The organism is Streptomyces sp. NPDC044064 (assembly GCF_056434245.1).
In genome coordinates this window covers 44437-62193 of sequence record NZ_JBWKFN010000019.1, presented here as the reverse complement: position 1 = coordinate 62193, position 17757 = coordinate 44437, and the positions used below count along the sequence as shown (strand labels likewise).

At 71.4% G+C, this 17757-nt stretch carries 15 protein-coding genes; 7 read left to right on the top strand and 8 right to left on the bottom strand.

Annotation, left to right across the window (positions count from 1 at the left end; all coding sequences use genetic code 11):
* The first annotated feature begins 10 nt into the window (after positions 1-10).
* From AC07DS_RS28570 to AC07DS_RS28555, 4 genes are read left to right on the top strand one after another with little or no spacing between them, the layout of a single operon-like run.
* Positions 11-1384, top strand: a complete 1374-nt coding sequence (locus tag AC07DS_RS28570; protein WP_479149812.1) for an ABC transporter substrate-binding protein — start codon at positions 11-13, stop codon at positions 1382-1384.
* Entirely contained in the window at positions 1381-2322 is a 942-nt protein-coding gene (locus tag AC07DS_RS28565; protein WP_479149810.1) for a carbohydrate ABC transporter permease, read from the top strand. Before AC07DS_RS28570 ends, AC07DS_RS28565 begins: the two co-directional genes overlap by 4 nt.
* Complete coding sequence (locus tag AC07DS_RS28560) at positions 2319-3164, top strand: carbohydrate ABC transporter permease (protein ID WP_479149808.1); 846 nt, start codon at positions 2319-2321, stop codon at positions 3162-3164. Before AC07DS_RS28565 ends, AC07DS_RS28560 begins: the two co-directional genes overlap by 4 nt.
* A complete protein-coding gene (locus AC07DS_RS28555) occupies positions 3161-4150 on the top strand; it encodes a zinc-dependent alcohol dehydrogenase family protein (RefSeq protein ID WP_479149806.1) in 990 nt (329 codons plus the stop codon). The genes AC07DS_RS28560 and AC07DS_RS28555 overlap by 4 nt, the downstream gene beginning before the upstream one ends.
* Positions 4151-4266: 116 nt before the next feature.
* Here the strand turns inward: AC07DS_RS28555 and AC07DS_RS28550 are convergent, their stop codons facing one another.
* Both AC07DS_RS28550 and AC07DS_RS28545 read right to left on the bottom strand, forming a co-directional pair.
* Positions 4267-7419, bottom strand: a complete 3153-nt coding sequence (locus AC07DS_RS28550; protein ID WP_479149804.1) for a CHAT domain-containing protein — start codon at positions 7417-7419, stop codon at positions 4267-4269.
* 12 nt (positions 7420-7431) lie between these two features.
* The gene (locus tag AC07DS_RS28545) at positions 7432-7635 is read right to left on the bottom strand and encodes a hypothetical protein (RefSeq protein ID WP_479149802.1); all 204 of its coding nucleotides are present in this window, start codon (positions 7633-7635) and stop codon (positions 7432-7434) included.
* A gap of 186 nt (positions 7636-7821) precedes the next feature.
* Here AC07DS_RS28545 and AC07DS_RS28540 point away from each other — a divergent pair, with 186 nt between their 5' ends.
* The 3 genes from AC07DS_RS28540 to AC07DS_RS28530 all read left to right on the top strand — a co-directional run bounded on the left by AC07DS_RS28540 (position 7822) and on the right by AC07DS_RS28530 (position 10983).
* Positions 7822-8604: a DUF6338 family protein gene (locus AC07DS_RS28540; RefSeq protein ID WP_479149800.1), complete on the top strand. Its 783-nt coding sequence runs from the start codon at positions 7822-7824 to the stop codon at positions 8602-8604.
* A complete protein-coding gene (locus AC07DS_RS28535) occupies positions 8594-9730 on the top strand; it encodes a KamA family radical SAM protein (protein WP_479149799.1) in 1137 nt (378 codons plus the stop codon). Before AC07DS_RS28540 ends, AC07DS_RS28535 begins: the two co-directional genes overlap by 11 nt.
* A gap of 65 nt (positions 9731-9795) precedes the next feature.
* Positions 9796-10983 (top strand): TerD family protein, encoded by a 1188-nt coding sequence (locus tag AC07DS_RS28530; RefSeq protein ID WP_479149797.1) that lies wholly within the window; start codon positions 9796-9798, stop codon positions 10981-10983.
* Positions 10984-11037: 54 nt separating this feature from the next.
* Here AC07DS_RS28530 and AC07DS_RS28525 read toward each other — a convergent pair whose 3' ends face one another.
* From AC07DS_RS28525 to AC07DS_RS28500, 6 genes are all read right to left on the bottom strand, one after another.
* Positions 11038-11616, bottom strand: coding sequence for a TetR/AcrR family transcriptional regulator (locus AC07DS_RS28525; protein ID WP_479149795.1), 579 nt, complete (start codon positions 11614-11616; stop codon positions 11038-11040).
* Positions 11617-11689: 73 nt separating this feature from the next.
* Positions 11690-12328, bottom strand: coding sequence for a 2'-5' RNA ligase family protein (locus AC07DS_RS28520; RefSeq protein WP_479149793.1), 639 nt, complete (start codon positions 12326-12328; stop codon positions 11690-11692).
* A gap of 82 nt (positions 12329-12410) precedes the next feature.
* Entirely contained in the window at positions 12411-13418 is a 1008-nt protein-coding gene (locus tag AC07DS_RS28515) for a 1-aminocyclopropane-1-carboxylate deaminase (protein ID WP_479149792.1), read from the bottom strand.
* Positions 13419-13431: 13 nt separating this feature from the next.
* Positions 13432-14079, bottom strand: a complete 648-nt coding sequence (locus AC07DS_RS28510; protein WP_479149790.1) for a GntR family transcriptional regulator — start codon at positions 14077-14079, stop codon at positions 13432-13434.
* Positions 14080-14169: 90 nt separating this feature from the next.
* Positions 14170-15750: a TROVE domain-containing protein gene (locus AC07DS_RS28505; RefSeq protein ID WP_479149788.1), complete on the bottom strand. Its 1581-nt coding sequence runs from the start codon at positions 15748-15750 to the stop codon at positions 14170-14172.
* 498 nt (positions 15751-16248) lie between these two features.
* A complete protein-coding gene (locus AC07DS_RS28500; protein ID WP_479149786.1) occupies positions 16249-17700 on the bottom strand; it encodes an alkaline phosphatase PhoX in 1452 nt (483 codons plus the stop codon).
* Positions 17701-17757: the final 57 nt, after the last annotated feature.

Below are 17757 nucleotides of genomic sequence, written 5' to 3'. Positions count from 1 at the left end.
GGAGTACTCCATGCGAACCCAGAGCCGCCGAACGCCCCGCGCCCTGTTTGCCGTGGCCGCCGCAGGAACGCTGATCACCCCACTGCTCGCCGGCTGCTCGGGCGCCGGAGGCGCCGGCGGCGGGTCCTCCGCCCACTCCGTCAACGTCCTGATGGTGAACAACCCGCAGATGGTGGAGTTGCAGAAGCTCACCGCCGACAACTTCACCAAGGACACCGGGATCAAGGTGAACTTCACCGTCCTGCCGGAGAACGACGTCAGAGACAAGATCAGCCAGGACTTCGCCAACCAGGCGGGCCAGTACGACGTCGCCACGCTCAGCAACTACGAGATCCCCGTCTACGCCAAGAACGGCTGGCTCCACCCGATCGACTCGTACGTCAAGAGCGACACCGCCTTCGACCAGCAGGACGTCCTCGCCCCGATGCGGCAGGCCCTCACCGCCGCGGACGGCAAGCTCTACGGCGAGCCCTTCTACGGCGAGTCCTCCTTCCTGATGTACCGCAAGGACGTCTTCCGGAAGAAGGGCCTGACCATGCCGGCCAAGCCCACCTGGAAGCAGGTCGCCGGCCTGGCAGCCAAGGCTGACGGCGCCGAGTCCGGGATGAAGGGCATCTGTCTGCGCGGGCTGCCGGGCTGGGGCGAGGTGATGGCTCCGCTGACCACCGTCGTCAACACCTTCGGCGGCACCTGGTTCGACAAGGACTGGAAGGCACAGGTGGACTCCCCGGAGTTCAAGCGGGCCACGCAGTTCTACGTCGACCTGGTCCGCAGGCACGGCGAGTCCGGCGCCGCGCAGTCCGGCTTCGCCGAGTGCCTGAACGACATGACGCAGGGCAAGACGGCCATGTGGTACGACGCCACGTCCGCCGCGGGTTCGCTGGAGGCCTCCGGTTCCCCGGTCAAGGGCAGGATCGGCTACGTCCAGGCCCCGGTCGAGAAGACCGACAGCTCCGGCTGGCTCTACACCTGGGCGTGGGGCATCCAGAAGGCGTCCAAGAACCCCGACGACGCCTGGAAGTTCATCTCGTGGGCTTCCGGCAAGGGCTACGAGAACCTCGTGGGCAGGACGGCGGGCTGGGCCGACGTGCCCGCCGGCAAGCGCTCTTCGACGTACGACATCCCGGAGTACCGCAAGGAGGCGGCCGCCTTCGCGGACGTCACCCGGAACGCCATAGCCGGTGCCAAGCCGAACGACCCGGGTGTGCAGCCCCGCCCCGCGCCCGGCATCCAGTTCGTCGGCATCCCCGAGTTCACCGACCTCGGCACCAAGGTCTCCCAGGAGATCAGCTCCGCCATAGCCGGCCGGGAGTCCGTCGACAGCGCGCTGCAGAAGTCGCAGCAGCTCGCCGAGGCCGTCGCCAAGAAGTACGAGGGATCATGACCGTCACGACCTCTTCCGCCCGAGTCGCCGCCGCCGGCGCGCGGCCGGCGACCCGGCCGTCGAACCGTATGCGGGCCTGGGCCGTCCGGGCCCCTCTGCTCCCCGCCCTGGTCTTCATGATCGTGGTGACCCAGCTGCCGTTCGTGGCGACCGTGGTGATCTCGTTCTTCCACTGGAACGCCCTCTATCCGAAGGCCCGTCACTTCGCCGGCACCGACAACTACCGCCAGGTCCTGACCGACCCGGACCTGCGCGCCTCGGTGTGGACGACGATCCTGCTGACGGTCACGGTGGTCCTGGTCAGCCTGGTCCTGGGCCTCGGCATCGCACTGCTGCTCAACCGGAGGTTCCGGGGCCGCAGCCTGGTCCGCACCCTGCTGATCGCCCCCTTCCTGCTGGTCCCGGTCGCCGCGGCCCTGCTGTGGAAGCACGTGCTCTACAACCCCGAATACGGCCTGTTCAACGGGTTGTTGCACTATGTGGGCGGCCCCCAGCCGGACTGGATCTCGAACACCCCCCTGCTCGCGGTCGAGGCCTCCCTGATCTGGCAGTGGACGCCGTTCATGATGCTGATCCTGCTGGCGGGACTGCAGAGCCGCGACCCCGAGCAGCTGGAGGCGGCCCGGGTGGACGGCGCGAGCGACTGGCAGATCTTCCGCCACCTCACGCTCCCGCATCTGCGCCGCTACCTCGAACTGGGCGCCTTGCTGGGCTCGATCTACATCGTCCAGAACTTCGACGCGGTCTTCACGATCACTTCCGGCGGCCTGGGTACCGCGAACCTTCCCTACACCGTCTACCAGAGCTTCTACCAGGCCCATGAGAACGGCCTCGCCTCGGCGGCCGGCGTCCTGGTCGTCATCGGCTCGATCGTCATCGCGACCTTCGCCCTGCGCGTGGTGTCGTCCCTGTTCCGCGAGGAGGTGTCCCGCGCATGAGCGCAGTCGCCGCACGCGTCCGCAGCCGCCGCGGAACGGGCCTCGGCCTGCTGGCCTGGCTGGTCGGGCTGCTGTTCTTCCTGCCCATCGCCTGGATGGTCCTGACCTCCTTCCACTCGGAGGCCGACGCCGCCACGAATCCCCCGTCCTTCGGTGCGGCCCTGACCCTGGACGGCTACCGCGACTTCTTCGGCACGGGCGGGGGCGCAAGCCCCTGGCCGGCGTTGATCAACTCGACCATGGCATCGGTGGCCTCGACGCTGTTCGTGCTCCTGCTGGCCTTCCCGGCGGCGTACGCGCTCTCCATCCGCCGGGTGAGGAAGTGGACGGACGTCCTGTTCTTCTTCCTGTCCACCAAGATGCTGCCGGTGGTGGCGGGCCTGCTGCCCGTCTACCTGTTCGCCAAGAACACCGGGATGCTCGACAACATCTGGCTGCTCGTCATCCTCTACACCTCCATGAACCTGCCGATCGCGGTGTGGATGATGCAGTCCTTCCTCGCCGAGGTCCCGGTGGCGGTGATCGAGGCGGCGCAGATCGACGGCGCCCGCCTGCCGACGATCCTCGCCCGCGTGGTGGCCCCCATCGCCCTGCCCGGCATCGCCGCCACCGCCCTGATCTGCTTCATCTTCAGCTGGAACGAACTGCTCTTCGCCCGGGTCCTGACGGGCGTGGTCGCCGAGACCGCTCCGGTCTTCCTGACCGGCTTCATCACCAGCCAGGGCCTGTTCCTGGCGAAGGTGTGCGCCGCGTCGCTCGTCATCTCCCTGCCGGTGCTCGCCGCGGGGTTCGCCGCCCAGGACAAGCTGGTCCAGGGCCTGTCGTTGGGAGCCGTGAAATGAAGGCCGCCGTCATCGAGTCCGTGGGCCGCGCCGTCGTCACCGAGGTCCCGGACCCGACGCCGGGCCCCCGCGAGGTCGTCGTCGAGGTCGCCGCCTGCGGCCTGTGCGGCACCGATCTGCACATCCTCCAGGGCGAGTTCGCGCCCAAGCTGCCGATCGTCCCCGGGCACGAGTTCGCGGGCGAGGTGGTCGGGGTCGGCACCCAGGTCACCGAGGTCACGGTCGGCGACCGCGTGGCCGTGGACCCCTCGCTGTACTGCTACGAGTGCCGCTACTGCCGTACCGGCCACAACAACCTGTGCGAGCGCTGGGCGGCGATCGGTGTGACGGCGGCCGGCGGCGCGGCCCGGTACGCGGTGGCGCCGGTGGCGAACTGCGTGAAGCTCCCCGAACACGTCCGCACCCAGGACGCGGCCCTGGTCGAACCCCTGTCCTGCGCGGTACGCGGCTACGACGTCCTCCGCGCCCGGCTCGGCGCCCACGTCCTGATCTACGGCTCCGGGACCATGGGCCTGATGATGCTGGAACTGGCCAAACGCACCGGCGCGGCGAGCGTGGACGTCGTGGACCTCAACCCGTCCCGCCTGGAGACGGCCCGCCGCCTCGGCGTCTCGGCGGCCGCCGCCGGCGCGGACGAACTGGACCGCCCGCAGGGCTGGGACGTGGTCGTCGACGCGACCGGCAACGCTGCGGCCATCCAGGACGGCCTGGACCGGGTGGCGAAGGCGGGCACGTTCCTGCAGTTCGGGGTGGCCGACTACGCGACGCGCGTGACGATAGACCCGTACCGCATCTACAACCAGGAGATCACCATCACCGGTTCGATGGCGGTCCTGCACAGCTTCGAACGGGCCGCAGAACTGTTCGCGAACGGGGTTTTGGACCCCGAGGTGTTCATCAGCGACCGGATCCCGCTGGAGCGGTACCCCGAGGCGCTGGAACAGTTCGCGGCGGGCGTGGGGCGGAAGATCGTGGTGGTGCCGTAGCGGATCGGGGGGGGGGGGGGGGCCCCCCCCCACCCCCCCCCCCCCCCCCCCCCCCCCCCCCCCCCCCCCGCCTTCCCCCCCCCCCCCCCCCCCCCCCCCCCCCCCCCCGCGACCGCTCAGCCGCCGAAGTGGATCAGCGTCGCCCAGCGGCTGGGCCGGTCCGGCCAGCCGCCCGAGGTCCACTCCGCCAACTGGTTCAGCAACTCGGCGGGCTCCACGGCTTCGCCCCGGCTCAGCCGCCGGGCCAACGCCCGGTGGAACCTGCCCGCGAGATACGTGGCCGCCGCGTCGTCGACCGGCCACAGCGTCCCGACCGCATGCCTGAATCCGGCCAGCACCAGACCGGCGCAGAGCGTGATGGCCTCGTCCGTGAGGACGGTGCCGCCCCGGGCCGTGTCGCAGGCCGACAGATACGCCAGGAAGGCGTGCCCCTCCAGGTCCTGGGCCGACAGCTCGGCCACGGACAACGTGCCGTCGGCGAGCAGCAGGCCGCTTCGGGAGGGGTCGTCCGGCACGTTGCCGGCATGGCAGGCGAAGTGCGCGATCGCCGCACGCGACAGCGCCGAGGCCACCGCGGCGTGCGTCGCGTCCTTCCCGACGAGCGGAACCGAGCCGGGATAGCAGTCGGCCACCGCCTTCGCCTCCTTCAGTACGCCCGGCAGGTCCGTCTCTCCCGGCGTCACCGGCATCGCCACCACGCACGCCGACCGGCCCTGCACGGCCGGCATCGCGGGTTTCCGCAGCGCCGCGAGGGTGGGGGTGTAGGAGGAGACGACGCATTCCAGCGCGCACAGCTTCGCGGCGGAGCCGTCGGCGGGCCGCAGCGCGGCATGCAGCGGAAGCAGCGTCAACGCGCCGGTCGGTGACCACCACAGGCGCGGGCGCGACCCCGCGGGCGACCGGTGGTCCCATCCGAGCGCGGCCAGGACGGGCGCGACAACGGCGTCCCAGGTCCATGCGAGGACGGACGCCACGGCCCGCTCGGGCTCCTCCCGGCCGCCCGCATCGGCCTTGGCGGAACCACGCCGGCGCAGCGCGGCGTAGAGGGCACGGACCTGCTCCGCCACACTGTCCGGCGTCACCAACGGCAGGGGCACCACGACCGGTTGGCCGCCACCGGCCCCCACGATGATCGCGTCGCTGCGGTAGCGGCTCAGGTTCAGCACCACGGCGGTCCGGGTCGGCGTATCCGTCGCGCGGGGCGCGCCGGTCGCCGGGAAGTCCGCGAGACCGGGCAGGGTCCTGATGTGTTCGATCAGGTCCCGGAGTTCCTCGGCGGCTTCGATACGGCGTGCCGTGTCCCCGATGGAGCGGACCAACTGCAGCGAGCCGTCGTCCTGATCGAGGGTCCTGCGCAGGGCCACGTACGTGTCGACAAGGCTGGGCGCCTTCTCGCGCAGCTCCTCGACCGCTGCTGCCCGGAGCATCGCATGGCGCAGCAGCACGCCCCGCCCCGATTCCAGCAGCTCCAGCGCGAGTTCGGCCTGCCCGGCATGGAGAGCGGCCGCAGCCCCGTCGCGCAGTGCGTCGCCCAGCCTGATCAGCTGGAGCTCGCGGTCCCGGCGCCGTACCAGCTCGCCGCCGGCCAGCGGGATCAGCCCGACCAGGCGGACACAGCCCTGCGCCGCCGACTCCCAGGCCGCTGCCGCCGTCGCGGTTTCCACCCAGCTGTAGGCGGAGTTCCACCGCACCCACAGGGGTGAGGCCTCGTACTCGGCCGATTGGCGGTAGGCCTCCACGGCGGCATCCAGGTCCGCGGTGTCGTGGTGCCGCTCGTATCGGAGGGCGTGGGCCCGGCCCAGATGGTTGAGCCGGTGACCAAGTTCGGGGCTGCCCTCGGGGGTCGTTTCCACCGACTCGGTGGCCAGGGCCGTCAGCTCGTCGGCCTCGGCCGCGGACAGGACGGTGCCGTGGTCGGCCGGCGCCCACAGCGAGGCCACCAGGTTGGCCAGCACGCGCGGCCGTATCGCGTCGCCGGGTCCGACCAGGGTCAGCGCGTGCCGCAGCACGGTCGCGGACTCCCGGGCGGCCGAGCCGTCGCCGTAGGGCATGGACTGCAGGGCGATACCGAAGTCGTTGAGCGCCGGGGCCAGCCGCGGGCTGTGCGGTGGGATCTCGTCCAGGAGATCCCGGAACATCCGGACGGAGTCGTTCCCCGCGTCGGGATTGTGCGAGTACTGCCACCAGCTGTGGATCGTGGTGGCCTGCGACCAGCGGATCTCGAACATCTGCTGTTGCGGCCAGCCGTGCTCCTCGGCCTCGCGCAGGGCCCACTCGTGCACACCCATCGCTTCGGAGATCGATCCCCCGTCCGAGGCCAGCACTCCGCGATCACGCAGAACCGTGCCCAGGTTCCATATCCATCCCGGCCGGATCGAGGGGTTCAGCGCGGGGTGGGCGATGACGTGGGGCAGTCGCGCCAGCGCCTCGTCGAGCGCCGTGACGTCCGTGTTCCGGCCGTAGGTCCACAGCCCGGCACAGAGATCGCCCTCGATGTTCGGGTGGGCCGGCGAGTTCTCGTCCACCATGTCCAGGGCGGCGCGGCGCACCTCGATGGCCCGCAGGATCGTGTCCTGGTCGAGAGTCAGGTCGTAGAGGGTGTCCAGGTGGCTGCTGAGCCGGACCAGGTTCTGGGGTTCCGGTTCCGGGTCCCGGTCGCAGGCCCACTCCAGCAGAGCGACCGACAGTACGGCCATCCGCAGGTCGTGCTCGGTCTTGGCGTTCCCGCCCAGCCAGGCGCCGAACTCCACCGCCGCGCGCAGGTGGGCGGGGTCGGTGCCGTCGGACTCCAGCAGTTTGGCCACGGCCTGCTCCAGGAGCGAGGGATCGCCCTCGACGGAGTGGGCGTTGATCAGTTCCTGGACCTGCCCGATCAGGGCGTCGTCGGTCGCCTCCGCCTCGTCCGGCTCGTCCGGCACCAGCGGGGAGCCGTCCGGTCCGATCAGCCGTCCGGTGCTCATGTCGAAGACGACGGTGCTGTCGTCGCTCGGATCGAGGTCGTCGTTCCACCCCGGAGACACCACCCCCAGCAGTCGTCGCCAGACTTCCAGCGCCGCGGTGCCTGCCGGGCCGTCGTCGAAAGCCCTGTTGTAGTAGTAGCGCAGCAGTTCGGTGCGCTCCTGCGACTCCTGACGCAGGTCCGTCACCGCCATCAACCGCACTGCTGCGGCCTCCGCCTCGTCGCTGAGCAGGCCGAAGCGGGCCAGTGCCGTACGCAGTTCGGCCAGCGCCCGCTCGGTCGGGCGCCGTACTTCCCCCTCGCCCCCCATCTGACCCCGCCCTCAGTCCGTGGTCGCCGGGTCGGACGGCTGCGCCGCCGGCGCCGGGGGCGCCGGAGGCAGGGGGATGCCGACCGCGAAGTCCGGCAACACCTCCTCGTCGACCGTGGCATGACCGCCGCGCAGGTCGCTTTCGGGCAGCTCGGGGACATCCCCCTCGAAGTCGGATGGACCGGAGTTCAAGCCGTCGTCGGCTTCGTCGGCCATGGACAAACCTCCGCACCTGAAGGCCCGGTGACAGTCTCGACACCGAGCCACTACCGTGGGCGCCGGGCCTTGTACCCACTGCCACGGTCATCGACACCGGCCCGGAAAACGGCCCCGGCCCCGTCACATCGATCCTGATTTCGGCACCTCGTCCACGCCCGGTCGACCAAGCTCCGAGAGGATTCGATGCCGACCAACCTGACCGGCCTGGTCCTGTTCCTCACGTTGCTGGCCCCCGGATTCGTGTACCAGCGCCGCCATGCGCGTGACGTGCCGGCCTACGATCGCTCGGCCCTGGCCGAGACCGCCTCGATCGTGCTCGTGAGCGTCCTGGCGGACTGGGTGGTCGGCGTCGCGTTCCTGCTGTTCGCGCACCTCGCGCCGCACGCCGTCCCCGATGTGAGGGCACTGCGTGGCGATCCCGCCCACCTGGGCGGGAACACCCTGTCCGTGGCCCTGTGGGGAGCCGGGCTCCTGGGACTCGCGACCGCGCTGGGCCATGGACTCGCCGTGGTCCGGCGGGGCGACGACCGTGCCGAGCGGCCGGGGTGGTGGTGGGCCTTCCAGGCGTACCCGGCCCGGCACCGTATCCACGACTACGTCGATTCGAGGATCTATGTCGGCTGCCAGCTGCGGGACGGTTCTCATGTGGCCGGGACGCTGCTCAGCCACAGCCGGCTGTCGGCCGAGACCGGGGACCGTGATCTGCTGCTGCGCGGCGAGATCAGGCTGAGATCCGGCGGCGCGACGGAGGAGACGGCACTTCCCGAGGCCCACGTGATGATCGTGAGCGCCCGGGACATCGTGTGGATGACGGTGACCTACAGCCGGGGCACGGTCCTCAAGAACGGTGTTCCGCCACCCGCTTCGGCGTCCGGGCCCGGCTCCGGAACCGCGCCGGGACAGGCCCCGGCGGCCACGATCACGGCGGGCGGCGACGGACAGGGGAGTGGGAGCAATGGCGCGTGAGCACCGTCCGACCACGGTGATCAGGGATCTGTCCCTGATCGAGGGCCTGCCGCCGGACGAGGCCCGGGCGCGCGCGGCGGTCGTTCGCGAGTTCGAGTTCCGTATCACCCCCTACTACGCCGGCCTCATCGACTGGAGCGATCCGCGTGATCCGCTGCGGCTGATCGTCATGCCGGAGGTCGAGGAACTGTCCGACACCCTCGACTTCGATCCGAGTGACGAGGCCGCCAACACCCGGGTGCGCGGTCTGCAGCACAAGTACCCGCCGACAGCCCTGCTGCTGCTCACCGACGTCTGCGCGACCTACTGCCGCTTCTGCTTCCGCAAGCGTTTCACCCTCGCCACCGACCCCGCGCACCAGCTGCGTCCGGAGGGCGAACTGGACAGCGCGGAACGCGAGACGACCTTCGACATCAGCGAGGGCGTGCGCTACATCCACGCCCATCCGGAGATCGACAACGTCCTCCTCACCGGCGGTGATCCCCTGATGCTCTCGCCGTCCCGGCTGGCCTCCGCACTGGCCGAGGTCCGCTCCGTGCCCCACGTCGACGTCATCCGCATCGGCACCAAGGTGCCCGCCTTCGATCCCGCGCGGATCACTCCGGAGCTGGCCGGCACCCTCGCCTCGGCCGCCCGCGCCGACGCCCGCACCCATGTGATGTGCCACTTCAGCCACAGCCGGGAACTCACCCCCGAGGCCCTGGCCGCCACGACCCGGCTCCAGGACGCGGGCCTCGTCCTGACCAACCAGACCCCCCTCCTGCGCGGCGTCAACGACGACCCCGAGGAGCTCGCCCGGCTGCAACACCGCCTGGCCTCGGCCGGCCTGGCGCCCTACTACGTGTTCCTGTGCCGGCCGACCCACGGCAACGAGCGCTACGCCGTGCCGCTCGCGGAGGCCATGGACATCATCACGGCCGCGCGCGCCCGTCTCAACGGCCTGGCCAAGCGCTTCCGCCTCGTCGCCTCGCACGCCACCGGCAAGATCGAGATCCTCGGCCGCCACGCCCACGACCTCGTCTTCCGCTATCACGAAGCCCGTGACCCCGCCGACCAGGACCGGCTCCTGACGTGGCCCGCCGAGCGGCCGCTGACCTGGCTGGACGAGGTCGTCGCCGCCAACTGAGCGGACCGTTCCCCGGGTAAGGGAACGGTAAAGCGCTTCCGCTCGTTACCTCAGGCATGACAGCTATGACCCCAGGCTCGAACATCTCCCTGTCGGCCACCCGCGTGACGGTGGACGTCTCCGCGCCGGTGCGGCTCGACGTGTCGGGCCTGCTGCTCACCGGCGACGGCAAGGTGCGCTCCGACGACGACTTCATCTTCTACAACCAGCCCGCCGGCCCGGGCGTGACGTACACGTCCGGTGGTGGCGCGGCGCCCGACGCGATCACGGTCGACACCGGTGCCGTGCCGCCGGACATCGAGAAGATCGTGGTCACGGCCAGCCCGGACGCGGCCGGCCAGACCTTCCAGGGCATCGAGCCGACGGCCACGATCCGGGACGCGGACGGCGGCTCGGTCCTGGCCACGTTCACCCCGCCGCAGCTCGGTACGGAGACGGCGCTGGTGATCGTGGAGATCTACCGGCGCAACGGCCAGTGGAAGGCCCGCGCCGTCGGCCAGGGGTACGCCAACGGCCTGGCCGGTATCGCGACGGACTTCGGTGTGACGGTGGAGGAGCCCGCCGCGGCACCGGCGGCGGCAACGGCCGCACCGCCGGCACCCGCCGCGCAGGCACCGCTCGCACCGCCCGCTCCCGCGGCACCGCCCGCCCCGCCGGCCCCAGTGCCCGGCGCCGGGAAGGTCAACCTGGACAAGGGCCGGGTCAGCCTCCAGAAGAACCAGACCGTGGCCCTGGTCAAGGGCGGCCGCCCGCTGCTCTCCGTGGTGCAGATGGGCCTCGGCTGGGAGCCCGCGTTCCGCGGCAAAGACATCGACCTGGACGCCTCGGTCATCGCCTACGGCCCGCAGCGCAACGCCGTCGACAGCTGCTACTTCGGCAAGCTGACGATCCTGAACGGCGCGATCAAGCACTCCGGTGACAACCTCACCGGCGAGGGCGGCGGCGACGACGAGGTGATCATGGTCGACCTCGGCCGCATCCCCCAGGAGGTCACCGGCCTGGTTTTCACGGTCAACTCCTTCTCCGGCCAGAAGTTCACGGAGGTCGCCAAGGCCTACTGCCGCCTCGTGGACGCGGCCACGGGAGAGGAGCTGGTCCGCTTCGACCTCACCAGCGCCGAGCCGCAGACGGGCGTCATGATGGCCAAGCTGATCCGCCAGTTCTCCGGTGAGTGGGACATGACGGCGATGGGCGACTTCGTGAAGGCACGCACGGTGCGCAACATGGTCGAGCCGGGGGCCCGCGCCCTGTAAGCGGCCGTACGACACAGCCATCGGCGCCCCCGTCCGTCAGGGGGCGCCCGGTTGTCAGGCCTCCCCGCGCGGGCGCAGTCCCTCCGTCAGCAACGCGAGATAGCGGCGTATCTGCTCCCCCTGCCCGCTCGCCAGCTCCGACGCCGACGCCACGCCGTGCGCCAGCCGCAGCACCTCGACCGGCTCGACATCCCCGCGCAGGCTGCCCTCCCGCTGCGCCGCCTCCACCAGCCGCCGCACCGCCTCGTGCAGATGCGTGCCGCAGGCCGTGGCCGCCACGGAGCTGCCGTCGGTGACGGCCGAGCCCAGGAGCGTCTTCATACCGCGCACCTGGATCGTCCCGACGCACACCTCGTTGAGCCACTCCACCAGTGCCTCGCCCGGCGGAAGTTCCGCTGCGTACTCGTCGGCCCGGGCCGCCATGGCCTGGATACGGTCCACGTACGCGGCCTCCAGCAGCGCCTGCCGGGTCGGGAAGTGCCGGTAGAGCGTGCCGGAGCCGACGCCGGCGCGCTTGGCGATGTCGTCCAGCGACGCGTTCTCCCCGTGCTCGGCGAAGGCTTCGGCCGCCACCCTCAGCAACCGCTCGTGGTTGCGCCGAGCGTCCGCACGCATGGGCCTGACCTGCGCCATCCAGATGCTCCTTGCCGACCGGGGATCCTCTGCGCAGATTATCGAGCACCACGAAGGGCGCTCCGCCGTCCGGTCAGGCGCGCATCGGTGGCTCGTACCCGCCGTCGGCCGGGTCCGGCCCGGGAATGCCGCGTGTCTCGCCGGTGCCCAGGCCGATCGTGGCGCGCGTCCGCATGGGGCCGTCACCGCGGCGGGAGAGCAGTTCGATCTCGGCCACGCGCGCGTGCAGCACGTCGAGCCGGGCGGCGCATTCGGCCGCGAGGACGCGCGGGGCCCGGGTGCGCCCGAGCGAGAGGTGCGGGGTGAAGCGCGGAAAGCGGTCCGCGCAGTACGGGAAGGGCTCCACGAGCGCGCGCTGCAGCTCCGTCCAGGGCGCCGCACCGGCCGCGGCGGGGTCGAGCCACACGGTGGCGTAGGACCGGTGGCGGAAGAAGCGGACCCCGCAGAGCCGGATGTCGAAGGGCTCGCATCCGGCGGCCGCCTCGGCCAGCAGCGGGAGCGCCGCCGGGAAGTCCTCCTCCGGTACGAAGCCGAAGACCAGGTTCACATGGGGCGGCCAGCGGCGGATCTGCGGGTCGTGCTCGGCTCGGATGCGCTGGATGGCCGGCCACAGTCCGGCCGGGGGAAGCCAGGCCACGGCGGTCCGGGGCGTGGGGGCCGACTCCAGGCGGCCGAGGGCGTCGCCCGGGCCGGGCGTCGAGGAGCAGGGCACACCGCCATCATGGCCCCGCCCGTCGGCGGCCGCTGCCCGTCCACACCCGGGCCGTCCGCGTGCACCGCCCCCCGTGCACCGCCTAGAACAGCGCGCTGTAGGCGTTGAGCGCGGGCTGGCCCCCCAGGTGGGCGTAGAGCACCGTCGAGTCCGCGCCGATCTCGCCGCGCCGGACGAGGTCGACGAGCCCGGCCATCGACTTGCCCTCGTAGACGGGGTCGGTGACCATGCCCTCGGTCCGCGCGGCGAGCCGCATCGCGTCCAGGGTGGACTCGTCGGGGATGCCGTACGTCCCCGCGTGGTACCGCTCGTCCAGCTCGACGGTCAACTCTCCCTTGACGCCGATGAGACGGCCGGTGGCGTCGGCGATCCGGGCGATCTGCCCGCGAGTGCGAGCGGGCTCGGCCGAGGCGTCGATGCCGAGCACCCGGCGCGGCCGGCCGCCCGCCTCCTCCAGGGCGCGGAATCCGGCGATCATGCCCGCCTGGGTCGAGCCGGTGACCGAGCACACGACCACCGTGTCGAAGAAGACGCCCGACTCCTCCTCCTGCTCGGCGACTTCATGGGCCCAGCGGGCGAAGCCGAGACCACCGAGCGGATGGTCGGAGGCGCCGGCCGGGATGGCGTACGGCTTCCCGCCCGCCTCCTCCACGTCCCTCAGCGCCTGCTCCCAGCTCTCCTTGAACCCGATCCCGAACCCGGCCCGCACCAGCCGCACCTCGGCCCCGGCCAGCCGGCTGATCAGGATGTTGCCGACCTTGTCGTACACGGAGTCCGGCCACTCCACCCAGCTCTCCTGCACCAGCACGCACCCCAGCCCGGCACGGGCCGCGACGGCGGCGACCTGGCGGGTGTGGTTGGACTGCACCCCGCCGATCGAGACGAGCGTGTCGCAGCCCTGCGCGAGCGCGTCGGCGACCAGGTACTCCAGCTTGCGGGTCTTGTTCCCGCCGTAGGCGATCCCGGAGTTGCAGTCCTCCCGCTTGGCCCACAGCGTGGCGCCGCCGAGGTGGGCGGTAAGGCGCTCCAGGGGGTGCACGGGCGAGGGGCCGAACAGCAGCGGACAGCGGGCGTAGGAAGACAGGGACACGGGACCTCCAGGATCAGTCGGGGTCGGCCAGGTCTGCGAGGGTGCGCCAGATCTCCGCCGTGACCCGGACCGCGCCGTCCACGTCCCCGTCGGCGCACGCCTCTGTCAGCCGCTCGTGCAGCCCGGCCGAACGGCACGAGCCGCCCTCGCCGAAGCGCTGCCGCTCCAGGCGGCGGATGAGCGGGGTGTAGCGGGCGACGGTCGCGGCGGCCGCGCGGTTTCCGCTGACCTGGACCAGGACGTCGTGCAGCTCGTCGTCGGCACGCAGGGCCTCGTCCACGTCACCGGCGCGTACGGCCGCGGCGAACCGGTCGCCCGCCGCGCGCATCCGGTCGAGGTCCGCCGGGCCCAGCCGGGGTACCGCGATCCGGGTCACCAGTTCGTGCATGGCACCGACCACCGCCGCCGCGTCCCGTACGTCGGCGGCGAGGAGCGGGGTGACCCGGGTGTAGCTCTGCGGCTTGCTCTCCAGCAGCCCCTCGTCCACGAGCCGCGCGAAGGCCTCGCGCACGGGCGCCCGGGACAGCCCCAGCCGCTCGGCGAGGTCGGCGTCGCGCACCACCGCGCCGGGCTCGATCTCCCCGGCCACGATGGCGTCCCGGATCGCCGCGCAGGCGCGGTCCCGGAGCAGGGTGCGGGGAACGGGTCGCAGGGTCTCCACAACTGAAATGTTAGATACCAGTGTCGCGGCAGACAAGAGTGCGGCCCGCACCCCCGGGGGAGTGCGGGCCACGATCGGACCGGCCGCCGGTCAGGCCTGCCACGGCCAGCGGGAGTCACGAGCGTCCTCCAGCAGGGACACCATCCGGAATGCCGCGTCCGAAAGACCGCCGAAGGTGTGCCTGTTGTCCGTGCCCGACGGACCGTGGCCCGCCCGGTAGCCCTCCAGGTTCCAGGTGTAGACCGGGACACGGGAGGGGATCTGGGCGGTCGGGTCGCCCTGCTGGTGCGGGGCGTACTGCTCGTCGGTGACGATCAGCACCCGGTCGTGCTTCCGGTAGTGCCGGCGAACCGCCTCCGTGGTGTCGGTGCCACCGAGGTTGCCGAAGCGCTCCAGGATCTTCAGCACCGACTCGCCCTTGCGGAACTCCACCGGCGCGCTGGTCGAGCCGAACTCGACCAGGTCGGCGTCCGCCGCCCGCAGCGCGAGCGCGGTACCGAAGATCGCCGCCGCGTCGGCCCGGGTGAGCCGGTCACGCTCGGACACCGGCGACCAGAACATCGAGCCCGACCGGTCGACCAGCACCAGCGTCCGGCCCGGCAGCGCGGGCACGTTGGCCAGCGAGTGGCCGAGCGCCTGCTCCAGCGGGTACGCCCAGCGCAGCGAGGGCGCGTGCCGGTAGGCGGCCAGGTAGCGGAAGGGGAACTGCCGCGAACGTGCCACCTGCTCCGGGTCGCTGATCTTCGCCGCGACCCGGGCGGCGACCTCGTCCGAGACACCCGCCCCGTCGAAGTTCCGCAGGTTGCGGACCAGCGCCATGGCACCCATGGACGGGATCACGGCCTCCCAGGCCGCCTTGTCCATCGGGCCCTGCAGCCACCCGGCCAGCGCCTCCCAGGTGATACCGGCCGCCGCCAGCCGCTCGGCGCCGCCGGGCGCGGTGACGACCGCCCGCCGCTCCCCGACGGGCAGCGCCATCAGCTCGCGGTGCGTGGTGAGCACCGGGCTCGACGCCGGCGGCACGGCCGTGTCCGGGTTGTACCGCCGGTCGAGCGCGTACCGGAACAGGTCGCCCTGCCACGGCTTGTCCGCGTCCGGCGACGCGTGCACCAGGTTGAGGATGTCGCCGAAGCGGTAGCCCTTGGACGCGGTGTCGTACTTGAGCAGCGACTTGGCGTGGTAGAGCCGTCGTACGGCGTCGGCGACACCGCGCTTGACGGGCTTGGGGACGGCCCGGCCGTACGTCGCCGTCCAGTACGCGAGCAGCTCACCGGGCTCGTCCGGGCGCTGGAGCACGGATGCCACGACCTGCCGGTTGGACGGGCCGTCGGTGGCGCCCGCGGTCAGCCGGGCGTGCACGTACTCGGCGGCGCCCACGATCGAGGCCGTCCGCATGTTGCCCTCACCGCGCAGCCAGCCGAGCAGGCCGGCCGTCCACTCCGGGTCGCTGACGGCGAGGTCGCGGAGCAGGCGGGTGAACCGGTCGTCGCGGTTCTTGGCGTCCTCGTAGAAGGTGTCCGTGAGGAAGTGGGATACCGCCAGCAGGAACAGTTCCGAGCGCGGCTCGCGCTCCTGACCCCGGCCGCCCTCGTAGGTCCGCAGGATGCGGCCCGTCGACGTCACCGCCGACTTCAGCTGCGCCTTGGCGGCACGCGTGTTGAATCGCGCCATGGTGAATTCCCCCGAATTCATTGGTGTTTCGGAGGGAGGCACAGCAAATGGAGGGTGCCCGAGATCAGGACTCGGCGGCGGACTTTCCCAGGTGCTCTACCGATTGAGCTACACCGACCCGAAGTCGATGACGGGATTTGAACCCGCAACCGCCCGATCCCATGAAGTAACCGCTGCCTGCGCACCGGACACCCACCATGTGCTGCGCCTCCCGAGATCAATTCGGCGGCGGTCGTGGATTCTCTGTGGAAAAGAAGTAACCGCAGCCTGCGCACCGGGAGGTGCATGAAGTTTTCGGTGTCCAGAGATCGAGGTCGGCGGAACCGACGGTTGGCGCTCTATCCCCTGAGCTACACCGGCCCGTGGAGCCGGTGGCGGGACTCGAACCCGCGGCCTCCCCATTAAGAGTGGAAGTAGGTCCTGCCTTCGCACCTGGACGTGGATCACTCTAGGAGGGAAGCCGCGGGACAAGCGAGCGAATTAATTACCGCGCGGGCGTCAGGCGCACTTCTGCCGCTTCCAGGGCCCCGTGATGGCGAGCATGATGCCGGGCTCCTGGATGTTGGCGAACAGGGTGCGGCCGTCGGGCGAGAAGGTGACGCCGGTGAACTCGCTGTACTCGGGCTTCTCCGCGGTGCCGATGTTCAGGTCGTTGCGGGCGATCGGGTAGGTGCGGCCGCTCTCGGTGGCGCCGAACAGGTGCTGGACACCCTCGCCGTCCTCGGCGATGACCAGTCCGCCGTACGGGGAGACGGTGATGTTGTCGGGGCCGTCGAAGTTGCCGTTGTCGGCGGACGGGTCGGGGTTGACGCCGAGGAGGACCTTGAGGGTCAGGGTGCGACGCTTCGGGTCGTAGAACCAGACGGCGCCGTCGTGCTGGACGGGGCTCTCGGTGCGGGCGTAGGAGGAGACGATGTAGGTGCCGCCGTCACCCCACCACATGCCCTCCAGCTTGCGGGCGCGGGTGACCTGGCCCTCGGTGAACTGCTTGCGGACGGAGGTCGTCCGCGCGTCGCGGTCCGGGACGTCCATCCAGTCGACGCCGTAGACGGTGCCGATCTTCGTCGCGCGGGAGAGGTCGTCGATGAACTTGCCGCCGGAGTCGAAGCACTTGAAGGCCTGCAGGACACCGGCGTCGTCGGCGAGGGTGCGCAGCCTGCCGCGGCCGTGGCGGTAGCCCTCCGGCGGGGTCCAGCGGTAGAGCAGGCCGTTCGGGCCGGCCGCGTCCTCGGTGAGGTAGAGGTGGCCGCGCTTGGGGTCGACGACGACGGCCTCGTGGGCGTAGCGGCCGAGCGCCTTGACGGGCTTGGGGTCGCGGTTGGCCCGGCGGTCCTCGGGGTCGACCTCGAAGACGTAGCCGTGGTCCTTTGTCATGCCGTTCTGGCCGGCCTTGTCCTCGGTCTCCTCGCAGGTCAGCCAGGTGCCCCACGGGGTGTTGCCGCCCGCGCAGTTGGTGGAGGTGCCGGCGATGCCGACCCACTCGGCGACGTGGTCGCGGCGCACCTCGACCACCGTGCAGCCACCGGAGGCGGCGGGGTCGTAGACGAGGCCCTCGGTGAGCGGGACCGGGTACTTCCAGCCGGTGCGCGGGCCCTTCAGCTCGTGGTTGTTGACGAGGAGGGTGGCGCCGCGGGGACCGTCGAAGGTGGAGGTGCCGTCGTGGTTGGACGGGGTGAACTCGCCCGACTCCAGCTTGGTCCTGCCGCTGTAGGTGATGACCCGGTACGTGAAGCCCTCGGGCAGCGCGAGGATGCCGTCCGGGTCCGGGGTCAGCGGGCCGTAGCCGACGCCGTGGTGTCCGTGCGCCGACTCGCCGTCCACGGTCTCGATGTCGTCCGTGGCGGCGAGGGCGTTCGGGGCGGTGGCGAGGGCGCCGACGCTGCCCGCCAGGGCGACTCCGGCACCGGTGATCGCGGATTTCCTGGCGAAGTCCCTACGGCTGAGCGACATGGTGTCTCCTGTGACGGTGGGCGTGCCGGGTGGAGGGTGGCGGCCTCGTTGCGGCGC